We start from the raw sequence: 23,234 nt of genomic DNA, 5'->3' as shown, positions 1-23,234 counted from the left end.
GGCGGTTCCATCAGGCTCCCACCGCCGCGCCGCCCGCGAGCACGCCCTCGAAGAAGGCGCGGCGGTCGCGGGCGCCGCGCATCATCAGCGAGAGATCGTTCTCCGTCAGGATCATGCGCATCCCCGCGCGGAGGAAACCGTGCCAGGGGCCCTCGTCGCGCGGCCCGCCCATGCCGGCGAAGAGCCCGTCGTGCGCGGCCGCGGCGCAGGTCCGCTCCACGGCGTCGAGCAATTCGGGCGCGTCGTAGCGGCCGGGCAGGCCGAGATCCCAGAGCAGGTCCGAGCCGCCGATGAACAGCCCGTCCACGCCCGGCACCGCCGCGATCGCCTCGACATTCGCGACCGCCGTGCGGCTCTCGATCATCACGGCGACCACAACTTCCTCGTTGAAGATCGCGCAGGCCTCCGGGAGGCCCTTATCGTAGCCGAAATGCGCGAGGGTGCCGGGGACGGAGAGATTGCCACGCGGTGCGAAGCGCGCGGCCCGCGCGACGGCCGCCGCCTGCTCCGGCGTGTCCACATGCGGCACGACGAGGCCGAGGGCGCCGTTGGTGAGAAGGCCGGCGATCTCGTGCGGGTCGTGGCTGGCAGGGCGCGCGAGGGGCAGGATGCCGGCGCGGATGGCCGAGAGCGCCACGTCGTGTGCGATATGCGGCGAGGCCGGGCTGTGCTCGAAGTCGAGCATCGCCCAATGGAAACCGCAGGCCGCGAGGATGGGCCCGGCCTCCGCGCTGCGGGAGAGACGAAGGTTGCTGCCCAGGGCGAGCTCTCCCGAGCGCATGCGGGCGCGAAAGGTGCTGCCGGGATAGCCACTCATGCCGCTGCCTCCTCGCGCAGCGCATCCGGGAAGCGCCACGCCTTCCGTGGACGCGCGCCGAGGATCCGCAGCGCTTCCCGAACTGCCTCAAAGGCTTCGCGCACCGCCGCCTCGCCCTCGATCACCAGGCCGAAGCCGGGGCAGAGGCGGGCAATCGGACGTGCGGCCTGGATAACGTCCAGGTCGGCCAATACCGGAGCGGGGTCGATGCCGATCAGCCAGTCCATCTTGGCGGAGAGATAGAGCGCGGCGTCCTCAGCGCGGATCGGTGCCTCGTCGGGGTCGCGCAGGCGCGAGAGACCGGGGCTCCAGGCCTGCGCGGGCCGGGCGAGGAAAGCGAAGGCATCGGAGGTGAAGAGCGTCGCTGTCTCAGTCTCATAGAACCAGTTCGTCGCGAGAAGGCGCAGCTCCACGCGCAGGACTTCCAGGCGCAGGCTTCCGATGGCCGTGATCGCGCCGGGGGCGATGCGCGTGGCGCGCAGGCCGGGCGTCGCCTCGATCCGGGCTACCGCGTCGCGTTCCTCCACGCCCTCGAAGAAGTCGAGCGGGTTGAGGACGCCTGCGTAGAGCACCTCGCGCACGCCGAACTCGCCGAGGACTGCCGGCAGGTTGATCATGCAGTCCTGCTCGCGCCGCGTGGTAATCAGCCGGCGCTCGGTGGTGCCTTCCAGCATGCGGCGGATGCCTTCGGCCACGAGGGGCCAGTGCACGGCAAGGCCGGTATCCACCATGAGCCAGCTCCCGCCGTCGCGCAGGATATAGCCCTGCACGGGCAGCAGGCCGCGCCCTGCGGGCGGGATCCAGCTGATGGGGCGCGCGGCCACGTCCAGCCAGCCACCGGTGGCGGCGAGTGTGCCGGGAATGATCTCGGCAAAGCCCTCGGTCTCGGTCATGCCGCTGCCGCCCCGGGGCCCATGGCGATGCCCCTCTTGAAGAGCGGCAGCGCCTCCGCCGGCGTATCGACAACGCAGCCATGCGCGCCGGCGAGGAAGCGCGGCCGAAGGCGCACGAGAAGCTCGTCGATCTCCGGGAAACTCGGGCGGCTGTCCGTGAACTTCGGCCAGTGCAGGGCCTTGTCGTTGAAGTCCTGCATAATCGCGAGGTCGGGGGGCGCAATCTCGCTGCTCAAATGGTCGCACTGGCCGGGAACATGCGCGTGGAAATAGGCGCAGGCATCCGAGAGAAAGAGGATCCGGTCCTTTGTGTCGAAAGCCCAGAGCGTGTCTGGCAGGTCGCGCCAGACGGGCGGCAGGAAGAGGAGTTCGCGGTCGCCCAGTTCCAGGCGGTCGCCGGGCTCGACTTGGCGGAAGCGGTGCGCGAGTTGGGGATGGTAGAGCGGGTAGTCCCGCATGTCGCCGATCGCAACCGCCTGCGGGAACTCGCGCATCCAGCGCTCCAGCAGGCCGGAATGCGGCAGCTCGCTGTGCGTCGGGAAGATGTAGTCGAGGGGGCGACCGTCGAGGAAGGCGTCCACGTCGCGCCGTACCTCTGCCCAGTGGATGGGATGTCCGGTGTCGATCAGCACCGTCTTCTCACTGCCTTTCAGCAGGTAGAGCGCGTAATGCGCGTGCATGTCGGGCACGCTGCTCGGCAGGCAGCGCCCCGTCCACAGGCAGTCCGGCGTGATGGCGCGGGGCAGGGTGCCAGTTCGCGTGAAATCCGGCGCGGCCGGCCCGGGGCTCGTCATGCTGCTGGCGTCTCCTGGCTTGTTTCTTTCGGGGGCACGTCCGGCAACCACGCCCAGGGGCGGCGCGCCCGGTCAGCGGCCGCGAAGGCTTCGATCGCGGCGGCGTGGCTGAGGGTGAGGTCCACGTCCGTCCAGCCGTTGAGCAGCTTCGTGCGCCAGACCGGATCGATGGCGAAGCTCCAGCTGCGGCCAGCGGCCGATACGCTGCAGGCCTCAAGATCGACCGTAATCTCAGTATTGCCCGCTTGCAGCCAGGCGAGGATCCACTCCACCGCCTCCTCCTCCAGCCGTGCCGGAAGAAGGCCGTTGTTCACGGCGTTGCTGCTGAAGATGTCGCCGAAGCTGGGCGCGAGGACGCAGCGAATGCCGTGGTCCACCAGCGCATAAGCTGCCGCCTCGCGCGAGGAGCCGCTGCCGAAGTTGCGGCGGGCCACGAGGATGCCGCTGCCGGCGCGCGCCGGATCATTGAGCGGGAAGCCAGGGCGCATCGCGCCGTCCGCGTCGAAGCGGAGGTCGTGGAGCAGCACATCGCCGTAGCCGGCGCTCCGCGGGCGGCTCATGAAGCGCGCGGGGATGAGCTGGTCGGTGTCCACGTTCGCCAGCGGCAGCGGGCAGGCGGTGGCCGTCAGGTTGCGGAAGGGCTGCACTGTCAGCGGCCCTCCAGCAGGGGGCGCACGTCGGTCAGGTGGCCGGTGACTGCAGCGGCGGCGACCATGGCAGGCGACATGAGGTGCGTGCGCGAGCCCTTGCCCTGCCGCCCCTTGAAGTTGCGGTTGGTGGTGGAGGCGCAGCGCTCCCCGGCGGCCAGCAGGTCGCCGTTCATGCCCACGCACATCGAGCAGCCGGATTCCACCCACTCCAGCCCGGCGTCGCGAAAAATGCGGTCCAGTCCCTCCTGCTCCGCCTGGTGCTTCACGAGGGTAGAGCCAGGGGAGACGAGGCCGGGCACGCGGGCACGACGGCCGGCGAGCACGGCGGCGGCCGCGCGCAGGTCCTCGATGCGGCTGTTGGTGCAGGAACCAATGAAGACGCGGTCCACCGTGATGTCTGACAGCTTCTGCCCGGCGCGGAGGCCCATGTAGTCCAGCCCGTCGCGAATCCCGGCGGCGCGGGCGGGGTCCTGGGTGCGGTCGGGATCGGGCAGCGTGGCGGTGACGGGCAGCGCGTCCTCCGGGCTCACGCCCCAGGTGACGATCGGCGCGATCTCGTCCGCCGACAGCGTCACCTCGCGGTCGAAGGCGGCATCCGCGTCGCCGTGCAGGGCCAACCAGGCTTCTGCCGCCCGTTCGAATTCAGCGCCTTGCGGCGCAAGGGGGCGGCCGTGGAGGAAGGAGAGGGTGGTCTCGTCCGGCGCCACCATGCCGCACCGCGCCCCGGACTCGATCGCAAGGTTGCAGAGGGTCAGCCGCCCTTCCATCGACAGGGCGCGGATGGCGGAGCCGGCATATTCCACCGCGTGGCGTGCCGCGCCGTCAGCCCCGATACGGGCGATAATGGAGAGCGCGATGTCCTTCGCGCCGACCCCCGGGCCCAGCTCCCCCTCCACCGCGATCCGCATCCGCCCCGGGCGGCGCTGCCAGAGGGTCTGCGTCATCAGCACATGCGCCACCTCGCTCGCGCCAATGCCGAAGGCGAGAGCGCCGAAAGCGCCATGGGTGGAGGTGTGGCTGTCGCCGCAGACGATCGTGAGGCCGGGTAGGGTGAGGCCCTGCTCAGGGCCGACGACGTGGACGATGCCCTGCCCCGGGCTGTCGAGGCCAAAGAGGCGAAGGCCGTGCCGCGAAGCGTTGTCTGTAACCTGCTCCACCATGCGCCGGATCGTGGGATCGACGATCGTCCCGGCACCCGCATGACGCGGGCCGCGCGTGGGGATGTAGTGGTCCACCACGCCGATATTCTGACTGGGATGGGCCACCCGCGCGCCGCGCGCCGCCAGCTGGTTGAAGGCGTGGTGCGAGCCCTCGTGGAAGAAGTGCCGATCGATGAGCAGCAGGGCCTGCCCGTCCTCGCGCGTCAGGACGACGTGGGCGTCCCACACCTTGTCGAACAGCGTGCGCGGCGCTTGGTCCGCCATTGTCCTGGCCTCCCTGTGCTTCGGAACGATAGGCTTGCGATGAGGCTTGATGCAATCCTCCTGTTCTGTAACCTAGACAGGAGGCTGTCCTACCGACAGGACAGGCGGGCACGAAGGAGCGGACGTTTGAGCGCGGCGGTCGAACCCTTCAAGGCGCGCCGGATCTACCTCGTGCTTCGCGACCGCATCGCGGGCGGCGTGCTGCCGCCCGGCGCGCGCCTGCCGGGGGAGCCGGACCTGGCCGCCGAGCATGGCGTGGCGCGGGTGACCGTGCGTCGCGCGCTGGACCAGTTGGCGCAGGAACAACTCGTGGAGCGGCGCCCCGGCGTCGGCACCTTCGTGCGCGCCGGCGCGGTGCTGCCGCCGACGATCGTCGATTTCTCGGACGTTTTCCTGCACCTGAAGGAGATGGGGCGGCGCACCGAGGTGCGGCTGCTGTCCTTCGCATATGCCGTGCCGCCGCCGCCCGTGACGGAGGCGCTGGAACTGGTGCCGGGCGAGGCGGCGCAGCGGGCCGTGCGCGTGCGGCGCATGGGCGGCGGGCCTTTCTCCCACCTCACCACCCACGTGCCCGCGGAGATCGGGCGGACCTATTCCGAAGCGGAACTGGCGAGCCAGCCGCTGCTGACGCTGCTCGAGCGGTCGGGGCTGAGGATCGGCCGGGCGCGCCAGAGCATCGGCGCGGCGCTCGCCGGACCGGAGCTGGCCGAGGCGCTGGAGGTTGAGATCGGCGCGCCGTTGATCGCGCTGACGCGGCTGGTGCAGGACGAGGAGGGGCGGCCGGTGGAGCACCTGCGCGCCCTGTACCGCCCGGACCGGTTCTCCTTCGAAATGCAGCTCCAGCGGACCGGCGCCGAGGGCGAGCGGCGCTGGAGCCCGATGAGCGTGCCGCCCGCAGCGAACGCGGCCGATGCCGCCCATACAAAGGCGGCATCGCTAAGTTCCACGAAGACCTCCCCATCAGAGCGCAAGAGGACGAGCCGATGACAGTTTATCCCATCAACCGCCGCGCTCTGCTTGGCGCCGCGGCCTCGGGCGCCGCGCTCCTGGCGATGCCGACCGTGCTGCGGGCCCAGTCCGCTGCCGTGAAGATCGGCCTGCTGCAACCCCTCACCGGCGCGCTGGCGCAGGACGGGGAGCTTGGCCGACTGGGTGCGGAGGCAGCCGTTGCCAAGATCAACTCCGATGGTGGCCTGCCGGCGCTGGGCGGGGCGAAGATCGAGCTGGTGGTGGCCGACGCGCGCTCCAATCCCGAGGCCGGGGCGCAGGAGGTCGAGAAGCTGCAAGGGGAGGGAGTGGTCGCGATCGTCGGCGGCTTTGCCAGCCCGATCTGCTTGGCCGCCAGCCAGGCCGCCGCGCGCTACGACCTGCCCTATGTGGTCGATGTCGGGGTGGCGGATAGCATCGTCACGCGTGGCCTGGCCAATACCTTCCGCTTGGCGCCAGGCTTCGGGACGGTAACCTCGGCGGCGGTGGAGAACCTTATCCGGCTGAACGACGCTGCGGGCAAACCCTGCAAGACCGTCGTGCTGGTGCACGAGGACGGGCTGTTCGGCTCGGGCCTGGCGCGGCTGATGGCAACGGAGCTGCCGAAGCACGGCTTCGAGGTGCTGGAGACGATCCCGCATCCCACTCCCGCGCGCGACATGAACAACATTGCGTTGCGCCTGCGCTCCTTGCGGCCGGACCTGCTGATCCCCTCCTCCTATTACGGGGAGTTCGTGCTGCTCTCCCGCACCATGCGGCAGCAGCGGATCCGGCCGAAGGGGATCTACGCCGTTCTGAACGGCGCCGCCTCGAACTACCGGTTTGTCAAGGAATTCCCGGACGCGGCGCTGGGCGTGATGGACTGCAACCACTGGCACGACCCGAAGAACCCTGAGGCCGTGGCACTGAAGGCGCAGGTGGACGCCGCTGGCAAGTTCTGGGCCTACAACATCCCGCTGAACTACTCCTGCGTGAAGCTGGTGGCTGATGCGGTGAACCGCGCCGGGGCGGCAGACCGGGCGAAGGTTATCGCGGCGCTCGCGGCTTCCGATTACTCGGGTCACATCATGCCCTACGGAGCCACGCGCTTCGTGGGCGGCCAGAACCAGGGCGCGCGGCCCGTGAACACCCAGGTCCAGGACGGCGACATCAAGGTGATCTTCCCCACCGAGGTGGCCGACGCCCGGCCCGTCTTCCCGATCCAGGGCTGACGTGCCGCTCGAACTGATCGCGGAGGCCGTTGCCAACGGCCTCCTCGCCGGCGCAGCCTACGCGCTCGTCGCGCTGGGACTCACGCTTGTCTATGGCGTGCTGCACATCGTGAACTTCGCGCACGGGGCGCTGCTCTCGGTTGCCATGTTCGCGGCCTGGGGGCTGCACGCCGCCTTCGGGCTGGACCCATACACGGCGATCCTGCCGCTGGCCGTGGCCTTCTTCGGCTTCGGCTACGCGCTGCAGCGCTGGGTAATCGGGCCCGCGAGCCACGGCGACGACGGCAACACGCTGCTGGTCACGCTCGGGCTCTCGATCGTGATCGAGAACGCGCTGCTCGCGCTGTTTCGCTCGGACACGCGGACGCTGGGCGGCGATGCAGGGTTCGACGTGGTGGAGATCGGGCCCATGCTGCTCTCCCGCCCGCGGCTGATCGGCTTCGGCGTGGCGCTCGTGACGGCCGCGCTGCTCTGGGCGCTGCTGGCGCTGACGGATACGGGGCGCGCCATCCGCGCCGTGGCGAAGGAAAAGCTCGGCGCGCAGCTCTGCGGCATCGATCCACGGCACGTCTATGCCGTGACCTTCGGCCTGGGCTGCGCCTGTCTCGCGGTCGCCGCCTGCCTGCTGCTGCCGACCTTCTACGTGAACCCGCGCGTGGGCAACGCCTTCGTGCTCGTGGCCTTTACCATCGTCGTGCTGGGGGGTATGGGCTCCATCCCCGGCGCGCTGGTCGGCGGGCTCTTCGTCGGGCTAGTGGAAAGCCTCGGCGGGCTGCTGCTGGGCGAGAGCCTGGGGCAGCTCGGCATCTTCCTCATCTTCATCCTGGTGCTGCTGCTGCGCCCGACCGGCTTGTTCGGAGCCAGGGCATGAACCCGCGGGAGGTGTTGCCCGGGCTGGTGCTGCTGGCGGTGATCGCGGTCCTGCCGCTCGTTGCCTCCAACGTCGTGCTGAACTTCCTGCTCTCCTCCCTCATCGTCGCACTGGCGGCGCAGGGCTGGAACCTGCTCGGCGGCTATGCCGGCCAGCTCTCCTTTGGGCATGCGGCCTTCTTCGGCACCGGGGCCTACGCCACGGCGGTCCTGCAGATCCGCTACGGCGTGAATGCCTGGGTGGGCCTCGCGGTGGGGATCGCGCTCGGGGCTGCCGTGGGCTGGGTGATCGGCGCGCTCTCCTTCCGGGCGCGGCTGCGCGGTTCGTACTTCGCGCTCGTGACCCTCGCCTTCGCGGAGGTGCTGCGGATCCTCGCGAACGCCGCGGACTTCACGGGCGGCGCGTCGGGGCTGCTGATCCGGCTCTCCCCCGGCGTGGAGAACCTGCAATTCGCATCGCGTGCCGCCTTCCTCTGGCTGCTGGCCAGCGCCGTCGCAGCGGTGCTGCTGTTGACGGCATGGATCGCCCACCACCGCTTCGGCGCGCACCTGGTTGCGGTGCGGGAAAACGAGGATGCGGCCCGCGCGCTGGGCGTGGACGTGCTGCGGACGAAGCTCCGCGCCATTGCGCTCTCGGGCGGCGTCACGGCGGCGGCCGGGTGCCTCTACGCGCAGAACTTTCTCTATCTCGACGCCAACATCGCTTACGGCACCTGGATCTCGATCGAGGTGCTGATCGCCTGCGTGCTCGGCGGCACGGGCACGGTGCTGGGGCCGGTGGTCGGGGCGCTGGCCCTGCACGGGGTGGGGGAACTGGCGAAACTCGCACTCGGCCGCGTGGCGGGCCCGGTGCCGGGGGTGGACCTGGTGGTATTCGGCGCCCTGCTGATCCTCGCCGTTGCCTTCCTTCCGCGCGGCATGATGGCCGGCCTGCAGCGCCTGACGCGGGGTTTGGCACGATGAGCCTTCTGCGGGCCGAGGGCCTTTCCCGCCGGTTCGGCGGGTTGCTTGCAGTGGATGGCGCCTCGCTGGAGGTGCCGGAGGGCGGGCTGATCGGCCTGATCGGGCCGAACGGAGCCGGCAAGACGACGCTCTTCGCCCTTCTCTCCGGCTTCCTGGCGCCGAGCGCAGGGCGCGTGGAGTTCGCGGGGGCAGATGTGACGGCGGAACCGCCGCACCGGCGCGCCCTGCGCGGCATGGCCCGCACTTTCCAAATTGTGCAGCCCTTCGCGGGCCTGACCGTGCGGGAGAACATCGCCGTCGGCGCCTATCTTCGCCACTCCGCTCGGCGGGAGGCGATCCGCAGCGCGGAGGCGGTGGCAGAGGAGGTGGGGCTGGGGCCGATGCTCGACGGCCAGGCCGCCGCGCTGACGGTCGCGGGGCGCAAGCGGCTGGAACTCGCCCGCGCGCTGGCGACCGAGCCGCGCCTGCTGCTGCTGGACGAGGTGCTGGCCGGGCTCAATCCCTCGGAGGTGCGGGACATCATCCCCGTCATCCGCGCCATCCGCGAGCGCGGCGTGGCGATCCTGATGATCGAGCACGTGATGCAGGCGGTCATGAACCTCTGCGACCACGTCCACGTGCTGGCGGGCGGGCGGATGATCGCGGCGGGCCCGCCACAGGCGGTGACAGCCGATCCGCGGGTGATCGAGGCCTATCTCGGCCACGGAGCGGCGGCGCGCATCGCGGCGGGGTCCGCCCATGCTTGAGGTCAGGGGACTTCGCGCGGGCTACGGCCAGGTGGAGGTGCTGCGAGGGCTCGACATGGCGGTGGCCACCGGCGAGATCGTGGCGGTGCTCGGTGCCAACGGCGTGGGCAAGACGACGCTCAACAAGGTGCTCTCCGGCGTTCTGCCAGCGCGCGCGGGCGAGATCCACTTCGATGGTCGGCGGCTCGACGGCGCTGGGCCGGACGCCATCGTCGAGGCCGGGCTGATCCACGTGCCGGAAGGGCGGCGCATCTTCCCCAACATGAGCGTGCGGGAGAACCTGGAGCTCGGCTCCTACCGCCGCGGACGTGCGAACCGGCGCGTGAACCTGGAGCGTGTGTTCGACACCTTCCCCCGGCTGCGGGAACGGGCACGGCAGATGGCGGGTACCCTCTCGGGCGGGGAGCAGCAGATGCTCGCGATCGGCCGCGGCATGATGGCCGAGCCGCGCCTGCTGATCCTCGACGAACCCTCCCTCGGCCTCTCGCCCCTGCTGGTGGAGGAAATGTTCGCGCTCATCCTCCGCCTGAATGCTTCGGGCCTACCGATCCTGCTGGTGGAGCAGAACGTGGTGCAGTCCCTCGGGATCGCTTCGCGTGGCTTCATCCTGGAGAACGGGATCCTCGCGATGAGCGGCCCCGCCGCCGCCTTGCGCGACGATCCCCAATTGCGCCGGGTCTATCTCGGCCTGTGAGGACGCTATGATCCCATCCCTGAAGCGCCGCCTGGCCAAGGCGCGACCGGTGACCGCGCCCGGCATCTACGACGCGCTGACCGCGAGCCTGGCCGAGGCGGCGGGGTTCGAGGCGGCTTATGTCTCCGGCGCCGCCATCGCCTATACGCGGTTGGGACGCCCGGATATCGGCCTCGTTTCCATGACCGAGGTTGCGGAGACGGTCTCGCTGATCCGGGACCGCGTGGGCATTCCGCTCGTCGTCGATGCTGACAACGGCCACGGCAACGCGCTGAACGTGCAGCGTACCCTGCGCCTCTTTGAGCGCGCCGGTGCGAACGCGCTGCAACTCGAGGATCAGACGCTGCCGAAGCGCTGCGGCCATCTTCAGGGCAAGTCGCTCGTCACGACGGGCGAGATGGTGGGAAAGATCCGTGCCGCCGTGGATGCCCGCGCGAGCGAGGAGACCCTCGTGATCGCCCGCACCGACGCGGTGGCTGTGGAGGGCTTCGAGGCCGCGCTGGAGCGCGCCGCCCGCTACGCCGAGGCGGGAGCGGACGTGCTTTTCGTGGAGGCGCCGCGCGACCGCGCGCAGATGGAGCGCATCGTGGCCGCCCTCGGTGATACCCTGCCCCTGATGGCCAACATGGTGGAGGGCGGGGACACGCCGATCTCGACCGGCGAGGAACTCGGGCGAATGGGCTTCCGGTTGGTGATTTTCCCCGGCGGCATCGTGCGCGCCATCGCCCGCACTGCGCAGGACTACTACCGGTCGCTGGCGGAGCACGGCTCCAACAAGCCCTTCGCGGATCGCATGTTTGACTTCGGCGGCCTGAACGCGCTCATTGGCACGCCGGAGATGCTGGAACTCGGGCATCGCTACGAGGAGGGCGCCGAATGACGCCCGATCCCGTCACCCTCGCCATCCTCAAAGGGCGGCTGGAGGGCATCGCGGATGAGATGGATGCGACCCTCTTCCGCTCGGCCTTCAATCCGATCATCGCGGAGGCGAAGGATGCCTGCCACGGCCTGTATCACGCGACGACCGGCGAGACGCTGGTCCAGGGCACCAGCGGCCTGCCGATCTTCGTCGGTGCCATGGCCTTCGCGGTGAAGGTGGTGATCGACAAGGTCGCGCGCGACGGCGATCTCAGGTCCGGCGATACCTTCCTGTTCAACGACCCCTACGAGGGCGGCACACACCTGAACGACTTCCGCCTGGTGCGGCCGATTTTCCGCAGGGGCCAGCTCTTCTGTTGGATCGCGAGCGTCGGTCACTGGCTCGATGTCGGCGGCAACGTGCCCGGCGGCTACAACCCGAAGGCGACGGAGAGCTTCCAGGAGGGCTTCCGCCTGCCGCCCGTGCGCCTGATGCGGGACGGGGTGCTGAACTCGGACATCGTGGACATCCTCGCCGCGAACTCTCGCGTTCCCGCCTCGAACTGGGGCGACCTGAACGGCCAGATCAACGCGCTCGACCTCGGCGAGCGGCGCCTCAACGCGCTGGTGGACGAGCACGGGGAGGAGCTTGTGCAGGGCGCCTTCGCCGCCTTCTCCGCGCGGGCGGAGGCACTGATGCGCGCTGCCATTGCCGGCCTCCCCGACGGCACCTACACCTTTGAGGACGTGCTCGACAACGACGGCATCACGGACGAGGTGCTGACCATCGCGCTCGACCTCACCATTGCGGGGGAGGAGATGGTGCTCGACTTCTCCCGTTCCTCCCCGCCCGCGCAGGGGCCGGTGAGCATCAGCCGAGCGACGACCATCGCGGGCTGCTACGTGGCGCTGAAGCATGTCTTCACCGAGGTGCCGGCGAATGCGGGCTGCCTGCGGCCGATCCGTTTCGTGGTGCCCGACACTACCCTCCTCGGTGCCGGCGCGCCGCATCCCGTGGCGGGCTACACGGAGACGGTGCTGCGCCTGATCGGGGTCATCTTCGGCACGCTGGCCAAGGCCGACCCCGCCCGCGCCACGGCCGCACCCTTCGGCACGATCAACGCCCTCTCGATCGCCGGACACCGGGCGGACGGCTCGCGCTTTGTCATGTTCTCCTTCTTCGGTGGCGGCCTCGGCGGCAATCCCGAGAGCGACGGGCTGAACCACGCGAACAACCCCATCTCCACCGCCACCATCCCGCCTGTGGAGATCCTGGAAGCCGCCTATCCCGTGATGTTCACGCAATGGGCGCTGCGGCCGGATTCAGCTGGCGCCGGCACGCATCGTGGCGGGCTTGGCGCAGTCTACGAAGTCGAGGCGCTGGTGCCGGCCTCCGTCTCGCTGTTGGGGGAGCGCGGCAAGGTCGCGCCCTTCGGCGTGGGCGGTGGCGGGGCGGCCGCGCCGAACCGCTTCACCTACGACACGCCGGAGGGGCCGCGGAACCCGCCCATGGTTTCCAAGGTGACGGATGTCCGCTTGGCCGCAGGGCAGCGCGTGCGGCTGGAGACGCCGGGCGGCGGCGGCTGGGGTGACCCGGCGTCGCGCGACCCGGCCGCGACCGCGCGTGACATAAAGCTGGGGTATGTGAGTGCCGTGAAGTGAGCGCCCCTGCCAAGGTCGTCGGCGTCGATGTGGGCGGCACCTTCACCGACCTCTTCCTCTACGACGAGGCCGCGCGCAGCTTTCGCACGGCCAAGGTGCCCTCGAACCGCGGCGACGAGGCCGTGGGCTTCCTGAACGGCCTGCGCCAGTTCGGGGCGGTGGCCGAGCTCGCTTCCGTGGTGCACGGCACCACTGTCGGGACCAACGCGCTGCTTGAGCGCAAGGGTGCGAAAGTCGGCCTCATCACCACGGCGGGCTTCCGCGACGTGTTGGAGATGCGCCGGCGCGACCGTCTGCGCACCTGGGGCCTCTGGGGCGACTTCGTGCCGGTGGTGGACCGCAACTTTCGATTGGAAGTGCCGGAGCGGACGCTGGCGGACGGCACGCTGCGCCAGCCCGTGGACCTTGATGCCGTGCGCGACGCTGCGCGACGCCTGCGGGACATGGGCGCTCAGGCGCTCGCCATCATCTTCATCAACGCCTACGCCAACCCGGCGAACGAGCGCGCCGCGCTGGCGGCGGCGGAGGAGGTATGGGAAAGCGACGCGATCGCCTGCTCCTCCGCCATTCTGCCCGAAATCCGCGAGTTCGAGCGCACCTCCACCACCGCGCTGAACGCCTATCTTCAACCCGTGGTCGGCTCCTATCTCGGCAAGCTGGACGCGGCGCTGAAGGGGGACGGCTTCGCCGGTCGCTTTCACATCGTGCAGTCCAACGGCGGGGTCATGTCCACGGAATCGGCGCGCAAGCTGCCGGTGCGGACGGCGCTCTCCGGGCCGGCAGCGGGCGTGATCGCGGCGGCGGCCATCGCGCGCGCGGCAGGATACCCCGACGTGGTCACAGGCGACCTCGGTGGCACCTCTTTCGACGTCTCGCTTGTCGTTGGCGGGGAGACCGCGCTGGCGGCGCAGACGACGATCGACTTCGGCCTCGTCATTCGCACGCCGATGATTGAGATCACCACGATCGGCGCCGGCGGCGGCTCCATCGCGCGGGTGGATGTGGGTGGGCTGCTGCAGGTGGGGCCGGAAAGCGCGGGCTCACGCCCCGGACCGGTCTGCTATGCCGGGGGTAACACGCGGCCGACGCTCACCGACGCCAATGTCGTGCTCGGCCGCATCAACGCGGAGCGGCCGATCGGCGGCGGGCTCAAGCGGCTCGACGTGGAGGCCGCCAAGGCCGCGATCCTCGAGCATGTAGGCGCACCGCTGGGGCTCGACGCCATGGCGGCGGCGGAGGCGATCCTGCGCGTGGCGAACGGCCACATGGCGAAGGCGATCCGCCTCGTCTCCATCGAGCGCGGGCACGATCCCGCACGCTTCGCGGCCGTGCCCTTCGGTGGCGGCGGCGCCCTGCACGCGGGCGCGCTGATCCGAGAGGTCGGGCTGAAGGCCGCGCTGGTGCCGCGCTTCCCCGGCATCAACTCGGCGCTGGGCTGCGTCATCGCCGACATCCGCCACGATCAGGTGCGGACGGTGAACCTCTCGCTCGAAGGTATCGACGCCTCGTCACTGGACGCGCTGATGGTGACCGAGGCGGAGGCGGTCCGGCAGGTGGTGGCGGAAGCGGGGCTGCCGGTCGAGCGCATCGACACGCTCTTCGAGCTGGACATGCACTATGCCGGCCAGACGCACACGGTCTCCGTGCCGTTGCCGCTGGAGGTCGCGGGCGGAACGGCAGGGGTGAGCGAGGCGGTGATCCGCACGGCCTTCGAGGCGGCCTATCAGGCGAGCTTCAGCCGCCTGCTGCACGGTGTGCCCGCGCGCATCGTCAATCTCCGCACGGCGGCGGTCGGGCGGCGCCCGCATTTCGACCTCGCCAGCCTTGCGCCGGAGCCCGACGCGACAGTCGAGGGCGCGCGGCGCGGCACGCGGCCGGTCTGGTTCGGCGGCGCCTGGCACGAGACGGCGATCCTCTCGCGGCTCGACCTGCCGGCAGGTGCCGTGATCCCCGGCCCCGCGATCCTGGAGCAGCCCGACGCCACCACCGTGGTGGACCCTGGCCTGACCGCGCGGGTGGACCGCCTGGGCAACGTCATTGTCGAGGCTGCGGCATGAGCCACGCACCCATCCCCGCCACGAACACGGCCCTGCTGCTCTTCGACCTGCAGAACGACTTCATCCACCCCGATGGCGCCTATGCTCGCGGTGGACAGGGCGATCCCGATATCACGGCCCTCCCGGCGCGATTGGCCCCGCTGGCAAATGCGATGCGGCACGCTGGCGGCTGGATCGCCTCCACCCACTTCACCCTTTGGCCGGGAAGGGGAGGGGAGCCGATCATCGCGCCCCACCTGAAGATGCTGCGCCCCTTCCTGCGCCAAGGAGACTTCGCGCCGGGAAGCTGGGGGCAGCAATTGGTGGAGGAACTGGGCCCGAGCGACATCCCGATCGAGAAGGTGGCCTATTCGGCCTTCTACATGACCCGGCTGGAGTGGATGCTGCGGAAGTGTGGGATCGAGCGGCTGGTGGTCGGCGGCATTACCACCAACGGCGGCGTCTCCACCACCGTCCGGGACGCGCATGTGCGGGACATTGACGTCACCGTCCTCTCCGATGGTTGCGCCACCTTTGGCCGTGCGGCGCACGAGACGGCCATCGCGGCGCTGCTGCCCGTCGCGCGGGTGGCAACGGTCGCCGAGGTGATGGCGGAGCTTGGCGTGTGACGATCCTTCCGGCGCGCGAGGTCTACGAGGTCGCCATCCCCGTGGCGGTGGTCGGCGCCGGCGCCGCGGGCCTCTGCGCGGCCCTGGCGGCACGGGAGGCGGGCGCCGAGGTGCTGGTGCTCGAGCGCGACCCGGTGCCGCGCGGCTCCACCGCCCTCTCGGCCGGGCTGGTGCCGGCGGCCGGCACCCGCTGGCAGCGCGCGGCGGGGATCGATGACGACCCGTCGCGCTTCGCCGCCGATATCTCGGCCAAGGCAGGGGGCGAGCCGGACCCGGCGGCGGTGAAAACCGTCACCGACGCGGTGGCGTCCGCGCTGGAATGGCTGGCCGACGCGCACGGCCTGAATTTCTCCGTCATCACCGATTTTCGCTACCCTGGCCATTCCGCGAACCGCATGCACGGCCTGCCCAGCCGCTCCGGCGAGGAACTGGTGGACCGGCTGCGCGAGGCGGCGGAGGCGGCCGGGATCGATATTCTCTGCGACGCCCAGGTGACCGCGCTGCACGCAGCGCCCGATGGCCGCATCACCGGCCTGACCCTCCGCCGTCCGGACGGCACGGAGGACGCGCTGGGCTGCGGCGCGCTGGTGCTGGCCTGCAACGGCTATGGCGGCAACAAGGCGCTCGTCCGGCAGCACGTGCCGGCGCTGGCAGATGCCACCTATTTCGGCCATCCCGGCAACCAGGGTGAGGCCATCTTCTGGGGCGAGGCGCTGGGTGCCGCCACGCGTCATCTCTCCGGCCATCAGGGCCATGGATCGGTCGCCCATCCTGCCGGCATCCTCATCACCTGGGCCACGATCACCGAGGGCGGCGTGCAGGTGAACCGCCAGGGCCAGCGCTTCTCCGACGAGAGCCACGGCTATTCCGAGCAGGCCGCGAAGGTGCTGGAGCAACCGGACGGCATCGCCTGGACGGTGTTCAACGCGCGCATCGCGGGCATCGCCCGCCAATTCGAGGATTTCCGCCAGGCCGAGGCGGCGGGCGCGGTGCTGGCCGCCGAGACGGTGCCAGAGCTGGCCGCCGCCACTGGCCTGCCGGAAAGCGCCCTGGCGGAGACGCTGTCAGAGCTGCGCCGGCTGAAGGAAGCTGGTGCCACGGACGGCTTCGGCCGGAACTTCGCGGGCGTTCCCCAGCTTGAGCCGCCCTACCGCGCCGTCCGCGTCACGGGCGCGCTGTTCCACACCCAAGGTGGGCTGGTCGTGGACAACGCGGCGCGTGTCCTGCGCCGGGATGGCGGGGCCCTGCCCAATCTCTTCGCGGCAGGCGGCGCGGCCTGCGGCGTCTCGGGGTCCAAGGCCTCGGGCTATCTCTCCGGGAACGGCCTGCTGACGGCGGTGGCGCTCGGCCGCATCGCCGGGACGGCGGCGGGCGAGGCGGTACGGTGACGGGCGGCCCGCCGCGCGCGGCGGTGGTGCCGGGCCAGGCATGGAGGCGTTGATGACCACGCGGCGAGGCGTCCTGTCCGGGGTGGCGGCACTCCCCCTCCTGACTCGCGAATCGCGGGCGCAGCCGACAGCTTGGAAGCCCAGCCGGCCCGTGCGCCTCGTGGTTCCCTTCGCGCCGGGCGGCCTGACCGACATCCTGGCGCGCCAGGCCGCCGAGGCGCTGACGCCGCGCCTGGGACAGACCGTGGTGGTCGAGAACCGTGGCGGCGCCGGCGGCAACCTGGCGGCCGAGGCGGTGGCGCGGTCGGCGCCGGACGGGCACGCGCTTCTTGTGGGCACGCAGGGCATCCTGGCGATCAACAAGGCCCTCTACGCCCGGCTCAGCTACGATCCGGACACCGACTTCGTACCGCTCGGGATGCTGGCACAGCAGCCGAACCTTCTGGTGGCCCGCGCCGGAGGCTTCGTTTCCCTGACAGAGGCGCTTGCCGCCGCCAAGGGACGCAGCGGCGGCCTCTCCTACGGCTCCAACGGCGCCGGCTCCTTCACCCATCTCTCCATGGAATTGCTGCGGAGCCTGACGGGGGCAGAGATGACGCATGTGCCCTATCGGGGCAGCGCGCCGATGCTGACCGACCTCGTGGCAGGCAACCTCGACATCGCCTTCGACGCGCTCGGCACCTCCCTGCCGCAGGTGCGGGCCGGGGCCCTGCGCGCGCTCGCCGTCTCTTCCGCCGCGCGCAGCCCGTTGCTGCCAGAAGTGCCGTCCGTAGCCGAGACCGTACCGGGTTTCGACGCCACACCCTGGTACGGCGTCTTCGCCGCCGCCGCGACGCCGCCGGACATCCTCGCGGCACTGGAAGCGGCGATGCAGGCAGTGCTGACGGAAGCAGCCTGGGGGAGGATTCTATCGGAGCGGCAGGCCGACCCGCTGCCAGGGGACCGCACCGCCCTGACCAGCCGCATCGCGCGAGAACGGGAGGTCTGGCGGGAGGTGGTTCGCCGCACGGGTGTCAGGGCCGACTGAGGGAGCCGACGAGGATGCTTGACGCCGTGGTGGACTGGGCCTGGGACGGGCCGCCTCCCGGCTCGAAGCAGGCGCGCGCGGCCCGGTTTCTGCTGATCGACAGTCTCGGCTGCGCGCTGGCGGGGCTCTCCCACGCCCGGCCGCGCGCGCTTGCGGCGGCTCTCGCCCCACTGCATCCGGGAACGCTGTCCTTGCCGGGCTGCCCGCCGCTCGGCCCGGCCGGCGCCGCCGCAGTGCTGGCCGCCGCCCTTCTCTGGGACGAGGCGAACGAGGGGCTGGCGCGCGCCCACGGGCGGCCCGGCCTGCCGGTCGCGCCCCTCGCCCTTGTCGCCCTCGCGACGGGCGCCCGGCTCGGCGACGCCCTCTCGGCCTACGCCCTCGGCTACGAGGTGGCCGCGCGGGCCGGGGAGGCATGGCGCATCCGGCCAGGGATGCATGTGGACGGCTCCTGGCATAGCCTCGGCGCCGCGGCGGCTGCGGTCCGGCTCAGCGGCGGCGACAGGGCTGCCACCGCGCGTGCCATTCGGGTCGCCGCCTGCCAGCTTCCTTTCAGCCTCTACGCGCCGATTGCCGCCGGGATGGACGGCCGCAACAGCTACGCCGCGCATGCCGTGCTGCTGGGCGGCCTGGCCGCCGCCTCGGCCCTGGCGGGGATGGACGCGCCGGGGGACGGCATGCTGGTGGCCCGCCGCCTCGCCCTCGGCCTGGAGGAGCCGCCCGCGGTGGAACCCGCCGGCCGCTGGCTGCTGGAGGAGGCCTATCTCAAGCCCTTCGCCGGTGTGCGGCACGCCCATTATGCCGCCGCTGCCGCCCTGAAGCTGCGCCCAGCCCTGGGCGGCGCGCTGCCGCGGGCAGTCCGGCTGGAAACCTATGCGGAGGCGCTGCAATACGCCGGCAACCGCGCGCCGGCCGTGCCGATCTCCGCTCAGTTCAGCCTTTCATGGGCGGTGGCGGCGGCTCTCCTGCAGGGCGACCTCGGCCCCGCTTCCTATACCGAGGAAGCCCTCACGGACCCCTGCATACGGGCGATCGAGGCCATGGTGGAACTGGCGGAGGATCCCGGCCTGCCTGCAGGGCGGCGAGGGGCCCGCCTAGCGCTCGTTCTGTCGGACGGTACGCCGACGGAGGCGGGCGTCACCGGTGTGACCGGCGACCCCGATCGGCCAATGGGTGAGGAGGAAGCGTTGGCGAAGTTCCGTCGCTACGCCGGCAGCGTCCTTTCGGAAGTGGCTGTGGAGCACGCCGTGGCGGCCATACTCGGGCCACCGGACAGCTCCCCTGGCCGCATCATCTTCGGCGTGCCTTCCGGGTGACTGTCCGGGCCTGACACGCCCGGCGACTGGGCTAGGAGGCCCGCCGGGGGGCCCGGTCCCGATCGCCCTGAAGAGGGCGCATGACGCTTTAGCAGATCGGGCCACCCGCTGGATGTTCGTCGGTTTACCTCGTGGGCGCGGTGGTGGCTTCCCAATAGGGTGGGCTGGAGAGCACGAGCGCACGCAGGTCGGCGGGTTCATGCGCCCCTTCCACTCTCCCCTGGCCGAGCACGGCGGCGCGAGCAAAGGCGGCCATGCGGAGGCCAGCGAGGCGCATGTTCTCCTCGTGCTGCGTTTGCAGCGGATGCGGCCCCCGGAAAACAAAGATGTCCCGCAGGCCTCGTGCCCGGCGAAGGACGGAGAGCGACCCCTCCAATCCCTCGACGTAATCCCAGGTTCCCTTGACGATCAACAGCGCCGGCCACCGCTCCACACCGGCGAGCACGTCCCCGTCGGGGTAGTAGGTCGTGTTCCGCTCCACGCGAAGCGCCGCCTCGACCAGGTCGTGCCCCGCGACACGCCAGCCGAGGCCGCCCGAATTAGGACCGTAGAGGATGGCCCCGCGGATGTTCGTGCGGCCGAGCGGCGGGCGACAGGCGCCGTCCGGCAGGTCCCTGTCGCAGTCCGCCACGAAGTTCTGCTGCATCGCCCAGGCCGTTGCGTAGGAGCCGCGGGAGTAGCCGCCGAGCACCACCGGGATCTCCGTTGCGCGCTGCCCCGCGAGGAGGCGCCCCCGCGCGGCCTCGCCCGACAGCAACTCCCCGCCCGGCGAGAGGAGGCGGAGGTCCTTCCCGGTCTCGAGTGCGTCGAGCATGCGGAACATGTCGCGCGCCTGCTCGGCCGTGTTGTAGCCGCTCACGCCGCCGGAGATGCCGTTGCCGCGGCGATCGGTGACGAGCACGTCCAGCCCGGCCGCGTTCAGCGCGGCCGCGAAGCCACGCCAGTGCCGGATTCCCGGCTGCTCCGAGGCGCCAGCCTCGGCCGCCGCGACGAAATTGCCCGCCTCTGTCCGCACGACGCCGGTCGCCGCGGGGGCGTCGATGCCGGTGATCTCGCCGCCGCCGCCGTTGTTGAGGATGACCAGCGCACGGCGCCGCCCACCCGCGCCATCCTCGATGCCGCTGCCTTCGAGATACCATCCGCGGAGCCGGATCGGCGCGTCGAGGTTCAGATGGCGCCGCTCGTAGCTGTCGCGCGGCACTGTGAACTCGACGGTCCAGGCGTGCGGCTCGGAGGCGGCGATCGGCTCCCCGAAGCGGGCGAAGAAGCCCGGGCGGCGGATGGCGTGGAGGTCCACCTCGCCCTGCGGGTCCACCCGGCCCTGCGGATCGACCGTACCTGTGCGGCGCCGCTCGGCTGCAGTGAAAGTCACGGCGCCGGCGCGGGCGGGGTCGGCGCAGGCCGGGTTGGCCCGGCATTCCGTCCAGCGCGCCCTTATTCGCGCGTCCGTGAACTCCTGCACGTAGTAGTCGCCGCTGAAGCCAAGCGGGGCGAGCTGCGCCGTCGGCACGAAGGGGAGGCAGACCGCCTGGCCGCCCTCCTGCGCCAAGTAGCCCGGCAGGTCGGCATTGCGGTCGAAATTCACACGCGCCCTGCAATCCGGCGCGGGGGTGCCGGGGTTGACGGAGGGCGCCTGAGCCAGGGCCGTGCCCGCTAGGCCTAGCAGAACCGCCGTAGCCGGGATGATGGAGTGCAGCGCCCTCATGTCAGCCAATCCGGTTCGCGCGCAAGAAGTCGGCGACGCCGCGGACGAATTCAGGCCGCCCCGGTGCCGTGCCGTGCGACGCGCCCTCGATGGTGACGAGCTGCAGGGCGGGACGCGCCGCCTTCAGCCTCTCGAAGTCGCGCAGATAGGGGTCAGCGGTGCCGACCACGCCGAGCATCGGCACCGGCGCCGCGGCAAGTCCCTCCACCGCGATCACCTGCGCCGGGTTGGACCGGCGCACGGCGGCCAGCGCACGGGGATCCTTGCCGGCCAGCGCGCGCTCCGACTGCGCGCGGATCTCGGCCTCGCTCGGCGGCGGCTGGTTGCGGGGCCAGAGGCGGATGATCTGTGAGGTGAGCAGCCCCTGATCCATTTCTGCTGATTCGACATCGACGCGCCGCTGGTCCTCGGCCGTCCAGCCAAGGCGGCCGCAAGCCCCACCGAGTGTGAGGGTCGCGAAGCGCTCCGGCCGCAGGGTGACGAGCTGGGCCACGACATGCGAACCCATGGAGTAGCCCACGATATGCGCCCTCTGCAGGCCGAGATGATCAAGCAGGCGGACGACGTCCATCCCCATTTCTGGCCCATATTGTGCGGGATCGTGCGGCTTGCCGCTGCGGCCGTGTCCGCGCGCGTCCATACCGATCACGCGGAAGCCTTCGGCCAGCGTGCCGAAGACGCCGGTCTCGACCCATTGCGCCTCGGTATCCACCGTGTAGCCGTGAACCAGTATCACCGGCTCGCCGCGACCGGCCTCGATGAAGCGGATCGGCACGCCCGCTGAAGCGAAGCGCTGTTCCTCGGCTGCATGGGCAGCGCCGGCTGCTAAGCATGCGCTCCCTGCCGCGAGCAGAAGACGTCGCTGAATGGCCATGACCCTGGCTCTCCTCCGGTTTCCGGCCTTTGGCCGTGTGGGAGGAGTTGACTACGAGGGAGCCAGAAGCGGAAGCGGGGCTGGCAGTGGCGGTAATGCTTCCTACCGGTTCGCCTTCACGCCGCTTGGCTCGCTCGATAACTCACCGCTGGCGGGGCAGGAGTTATGACCGGCCGTGACATCGAGGAACCGGAGGTAATCCTGTCCCTAGCCGGGAGTAGTCCGGGACGATCATGGGATGATCGCAGAGGATGCGGCAAGACGGGCTGCAAGCGCTGCGGGCAACCATGACGTACCTCCTGGCCTGTATGACCTTCCCTGTCACTTTGCCAGGGTTACCTCTGCCGTAAGCGTTGCCCTCGTCACCGACCATCTGAGGCTCACTCTGTTGAGTCGATCTATGCTGGCTTAGCACGGGGCAGGCGAGGCGCTCCGAGACGCGGAGGATCTCCTTTGCACGCTCGACGCGATCGCGCTTGTGGGCTGAGTTCACCGGCATCTTGACTCAGCCACCTTCAGGATAAGCTTCTCGAATGTCAGATCCGACAAACGCTTGCAAAAACCTGCGTTCTTCCACTCAGTTTCTTTAGCCGCTTTGTGTGACCCAGATTGCGCTCGCCATGCTCAGTGCGCAAACAGTGAGAGTCACCTCGCTCGCCCCCGGCGTGCGGATCGCTTCGGACTCCGACTTGCGCCCAGCGATCAGTTTTCCCGCTTGCCTGAGTTTTATGATGGCCTCCTCTAGCTTCTGCCTCATCTTCAAACCCATTGTCGTGTCTCCTCTAAATCAACGGCCTCCATCGGCACAAGTCCACCGCTCAGGAGAGATCACGGTAGCACCTCGCTCCGCGTCCACGGTTTTGCCGGGGCATTGAGAGCTAAAATTGATGGTCGACAGCGCGTTTCGCCTCATGCCCGAGTCTCGGGTGATACGGCTCATCCTTCTGCGTTTAACTAATTCTTCACGACTTCGCCTTAAGAAGTTGAAAGTGAAACACCCGCGAGTCACGCTAAATGACGATACTCATGGATGCTCTGGATAGGGTTATAGAGCGCGCGCCTGGTATCGTTTCAACGCTTGTGGCCCTGTTCTTGATCTCGGCACTCATGATCTGGGGCCTAGCTTCCGTCTATGTTTTTAAAAGAGCGCTGGGGTTTGATTTTGTGCCTGATCTTGATGTTCTGCCAGATTGCGAAATTGAAGCCTTTCTGGAGTACGCGCGGAATCTCCTCAACTACTGACCTATTTGCCAGGCGCACAAGGAATCTTGGTGGTGATCCGGGCGCAGCGGTTTGTGGGCACTAACCCTGTAACGATTGCATTTAGGGTCATTTGGAGCCTGAACGGTGGGTATCAAAAACCTTCCTGATCAGATACAGTTTAGGCCCTCTATTTCGGCTGCGAGCGCTGGATTTACGGACTTGGCCTCCGTCATAGGTAACAATCTCTTCAAACCTTGTCTCACGTGCGGGCTAAATAGTCGTCGAGTCGCGCGAGCCTGATAAGGTATGTGGAAGCGGTACGTGTTGACGGCGTCAAGCCGTGCTTCCGAAAACTTTGCGTAGAACTGCACGATCGAGCAGTCGGTATCAGACCTTGTTCATTGCCACCTCCGCTGGAGCCTGGCTTGCTTTTGCAAGTCGCCATGGACGCCGAGAACACGTGTCAGGTGATGATGCGTAGAACAGAACT

Annotated in this window: 21 protein-coding genes; 14 read left to right on the top strand and 7 right to left on the bottom strand. The window is 69.8% G+C overall.

Features of this window, described 5'->3' with window-relative positions; translation table 11 throughout:
• Positions 1 to 10 precede the first annotated feature (10 nt).
• Genes D9599_RS02320 through leuC form a run of 5 tightly spaced genes read right to left on the bottom strand, consistent with a single transcriptional unit; the run spans position 11 to position 4,578 of the window.
• Positions 11 to 817, bottom strand: a complete 807-nt coding sequence (locus D9599_RS02320; protein WP_198379619.1) for an HpcH/HpaI aldolase/citrate lyase family protein — start codon at positions 815 to 817, stop codon at positions 11 to 13.
• The gene (locus D9599_RS02315) at positions 814 to 1,710 is read right to left on the bottom strand and encodes a hypothetical protein (RefSeq protein ID WP_198379618.1); all 897 of its coding nucleotides are present in this window, start codon (positions 1,708 to 1,710) and stop codon (positions 814 to 816) included. Before D9599_RS02315 ends, D9599_RS02320 begins: the two co-directional genes overlap by 4 nt.
• Positions 1,707 to 2,504, bottom strand: a complete 798-nt coding sequence (locus tag D9599_RS02310) for an MBL fold metallo-hydrolase (protein ID WP_198379617.1) — start codon at positions 2,502 to 2,504, stop codon at positions 1,707 to 1,709. The genes D9599_RS02315 and D9599_RS02310 overlap by 4 nt, the downstream gene beginning before the upstream one ends.
• Positions 2,501 to 3,151, bottom strand: coding sequence for a 3-isopropylmalate dehydratase small subunit (gene leuD, locus D9599_RS02305; RefSeq protein WP_198379616.1), 651 nt, complete (start codon positions 3,149 to 3,151; stop codon positions 2,501 to 2,503). Before leuD ends, D9599_RS02310 begins: the two co-directional genes overlap by 4 nt.
• 2 nt (positions 3,152 to 3,153) lie before the next feature.
• Complete coding sequence (gene leuC / locus D9599_RS02300; RefSeq protein ID WP_198379615.1) at positions 3,154 to 4,578, bottom strand: 3-isopropylmalate dehydratase large subunit; 1,425 nt, start codon at positions 4,576 to 4,578, stop codon at positions 3,154 to 3,156.
• A 126-nt stretch (positions 4,579 to 4,704) separates the two neighbouring features.
• Here leuC and D9599_RS02295 point away from each other — a divergent pair, with 126 nt between their 5' ends.
• From D9599_RS02295 to D9599_RS02235, 13 genes are read left to right on the top strand one after another with little or no spacing between them, the layout of a single operon-like run.
• On the top strand, positions 4,705 to 5,565 hold the full coding sequence (locus D9599_RS02295; RefSeq protein WP_198379614.1) for a GntR family transcriptional regulator: 861 nt from the start codon (positions 4,705 to 4,707) through the stop codon (positions 5,563 to 5,565).
• On the top strand, positions 5,562 to 6,776 hold the full coding sequence (locus D9599_RS02290; protein WP_198379613.1) for an ABC transporter substrate-binding protein: 1,215 nt from the start codon (positions 5,562 to 5,564) through the stop codon (positions 6,774 to 6,776). Before D9599_RS02295 ends, D9599_RS02290 begins: the two co-directional genes overlap by 4 nt.
• A 1-nt stretch (position 6,777) precedes the next feature.
• Positions 6,778 to 7,647, top strand: coding sequence for a branched-chain amino acid ABC transporter permease (locus D9599_RS02285; RefSeq protein ID WP_198379612.1), 870 nt, complete (start codon positions 6,778 to 6,780; stop codon positions 7,645 to 7,647).
• The gene (locus D9599_RS02280; RefSeq protein ID WP_198379611.1) at positions 7,644 to 8,609 is read left to right on the top strand and encodes a branched-chain amino acid ABC transporter permease; all 966 of its coding nucleotides are present in this window, start codon (positions 7,644 to 7,646) and stop codon (positions 8,607 to 8,609) included. The genes D9599_RS02285 and D9599_RS02280 overlap by 4 nt, the downstream gene beginning before the upstream one ends.
• On the top strand, positions 8,606 to 9,355 hold the full coding sequence (locus tag D9599_RS02275; protein WP_198379610.1) for an ABC transporter ATP-binding protein: 750 nt from the start codon (positions 8,606 to 8,608) through the stop codon (positions 9,353 to 9,355). Before D9599_RS02280 ends, D9599_RS02275 begins: the two co-directional genes overlap by 4 nt.
• Positions 9,348 to 10,049 carry an ABC transporter ATP-binding protein gene (locus D9599_RS02270; RefSeq protein WP_198379609.1) on the top strand — a complete coding sequence of 234 codons (702 nt, stop codon included), beginning with the start codon at positions 9,348 to 9,350 and terminating at the stop codon, positions 10,047 to 10,049. The genes D9599_RS02275 and D9599_RS02270 overlap by 8 nt, the downstream gene beginning before the upstream one ends.
• A gap of 7 nt (positions 10,050 to 10,056) precedes the next feature.
• A complete protein-coding gene (locus D9599_RS02265) occupies positions 10,057 to 10,929 on the top strand; it encodes an oxaloacetate decarboxylase (protein ID WP_198379608.1) in 873 nt (290 codons plus the stop codon).
• Complete coding sequence (locus tag D9599_RS02260) at positions 10,926 to 12,569, top strand: hydantoinase B/oxoprolinase family protein (protein ID WP_198379607.1); 1,644 nt, start codon at positions 10,926 to 10,928, stop codon at positions 12,567 to 12,569. Before D9599_RS02265 ends, D9599_RS02260 begins: the two co-directional genes overlap by 4 nt.
• Positions 12,566 to 14,626, top strand: a complete 2,061-nt coding sequence (locus D9599_RS02255; RefSeq protein ID WP_198379606.1) for a hydantoinase/oxoprolinase family protein — start codon at positions 12,566 to 12,568, stop codon at positions 14,624 to 14,626. Before D9599_RS02260 ends, D9599_RS02255 begins: the two co-directional genes overlap by 4 nt.
• A complete protein-coding gene (locus tag D9599_RS02250; RefSeq protein ID WP_198379605.1) occupies positions 14,623 to 15,234 on the top strand; it encodes a cysteine hydrolase in 612 nt (203 codons plus the stop codon). The genes D9599_RS02255 and D9599_RS02250 overlap by 4 nt, the downstream gene beginning before the upstream one ends.
• Complete coding sequence (locus D9599_RS02245; RefSeq protein WP_198379604.1) at positions 15,231 to 16,622, top strand: FAD-dependent oxidoreductase; 1,392 nt, start codon at positions 15,231 to 15,233, stop codon at positions 16,620 to 16,622. Before D9599_RS02250 ends, D9599_RS02245 begins: the two co-directional genes overlap by 4 nt.
• 52 nt (positions 16,623 to 16,674) lie before the next feature.
• Entirely contained in the window at positions 16,675 to 17,649 is a 975-nt protein-coding gene (locus tag D9599_RS02240) for a tripartite tricarboxylate transporter substrate binding protein (protein ID WP_198379603.1), read from the top strand.
• 14 nt (positions 17,650 to 17,663) lie between these two features.
• A complete protein-coding gene (locus tag D9599_RS02235) occupies positions 17,664 to 18,962 on the top strand; it encodes an MmgE/PrpD family protein (RefSeq protein WP_198379602.1) in 1,299 nt (432 codons plus the stop codon).
• Positions 18,963 to 19,086: 124 nt separating this feature from the next.
• Here the strand turns inward: D9599_RS02235 and D9599_RS02230 are convergent, their stop codons facing one another.
• On the bottom strand, positions 19,087 to 20,667 hold the full coding sequence (locus D9599_RS02230) for an alpha/beta hydrolase (RefSeq protein ID WP_232480064.1): 1,581 nt from the start codon (positions 20,665 to 20,667) through the stop codon (positions 19,087 to 19,089).
• 1 nt (position 20,668) lies between these two features.
• Positions 20,669 to 21,541 (bottom strand): alpha/beta fold hydrolase, encoded by an 873-nt coding sequence (locus D9599_RS02225; protein WP_198379601.1) that lies wholly within the window; start codon positions 21,539 to 21,541, stop codon positions 20,669 to 20,671.
• Between the two features lie 1,026 nt (positions 21,542 to 22,567).
• On the opposite strand from D9599_RS02225, the gene D9599_RS02220 reads away from it, so the two are divergent.
• The gene (locus tag D9599_RS02220) at positions 22,568 to 22,783 is read left to right on the top strand and encodes a hypothetical protein (protein WP_232480063.1); all 216 of its coding nucleotides are present in this window, start codon (positions 22,568 to 22,570) and stop codon (positions 22,781 to 22,783) included.
• Positions 22,784 to 23,234: the final 451 nt, after the last annotated feature.

Source organism: Roseomonas sp. KE2513 (genome assembly GCF_016107305.1).
GTDB lineage: Bacteria > Pseudomonadota > Alphaproteobacteria > Acetobacterales > Acetobacteraceae > Roseomonas.
This window is presented reverse-complemented; position numbering and strand designations above follow the sequence as displayed.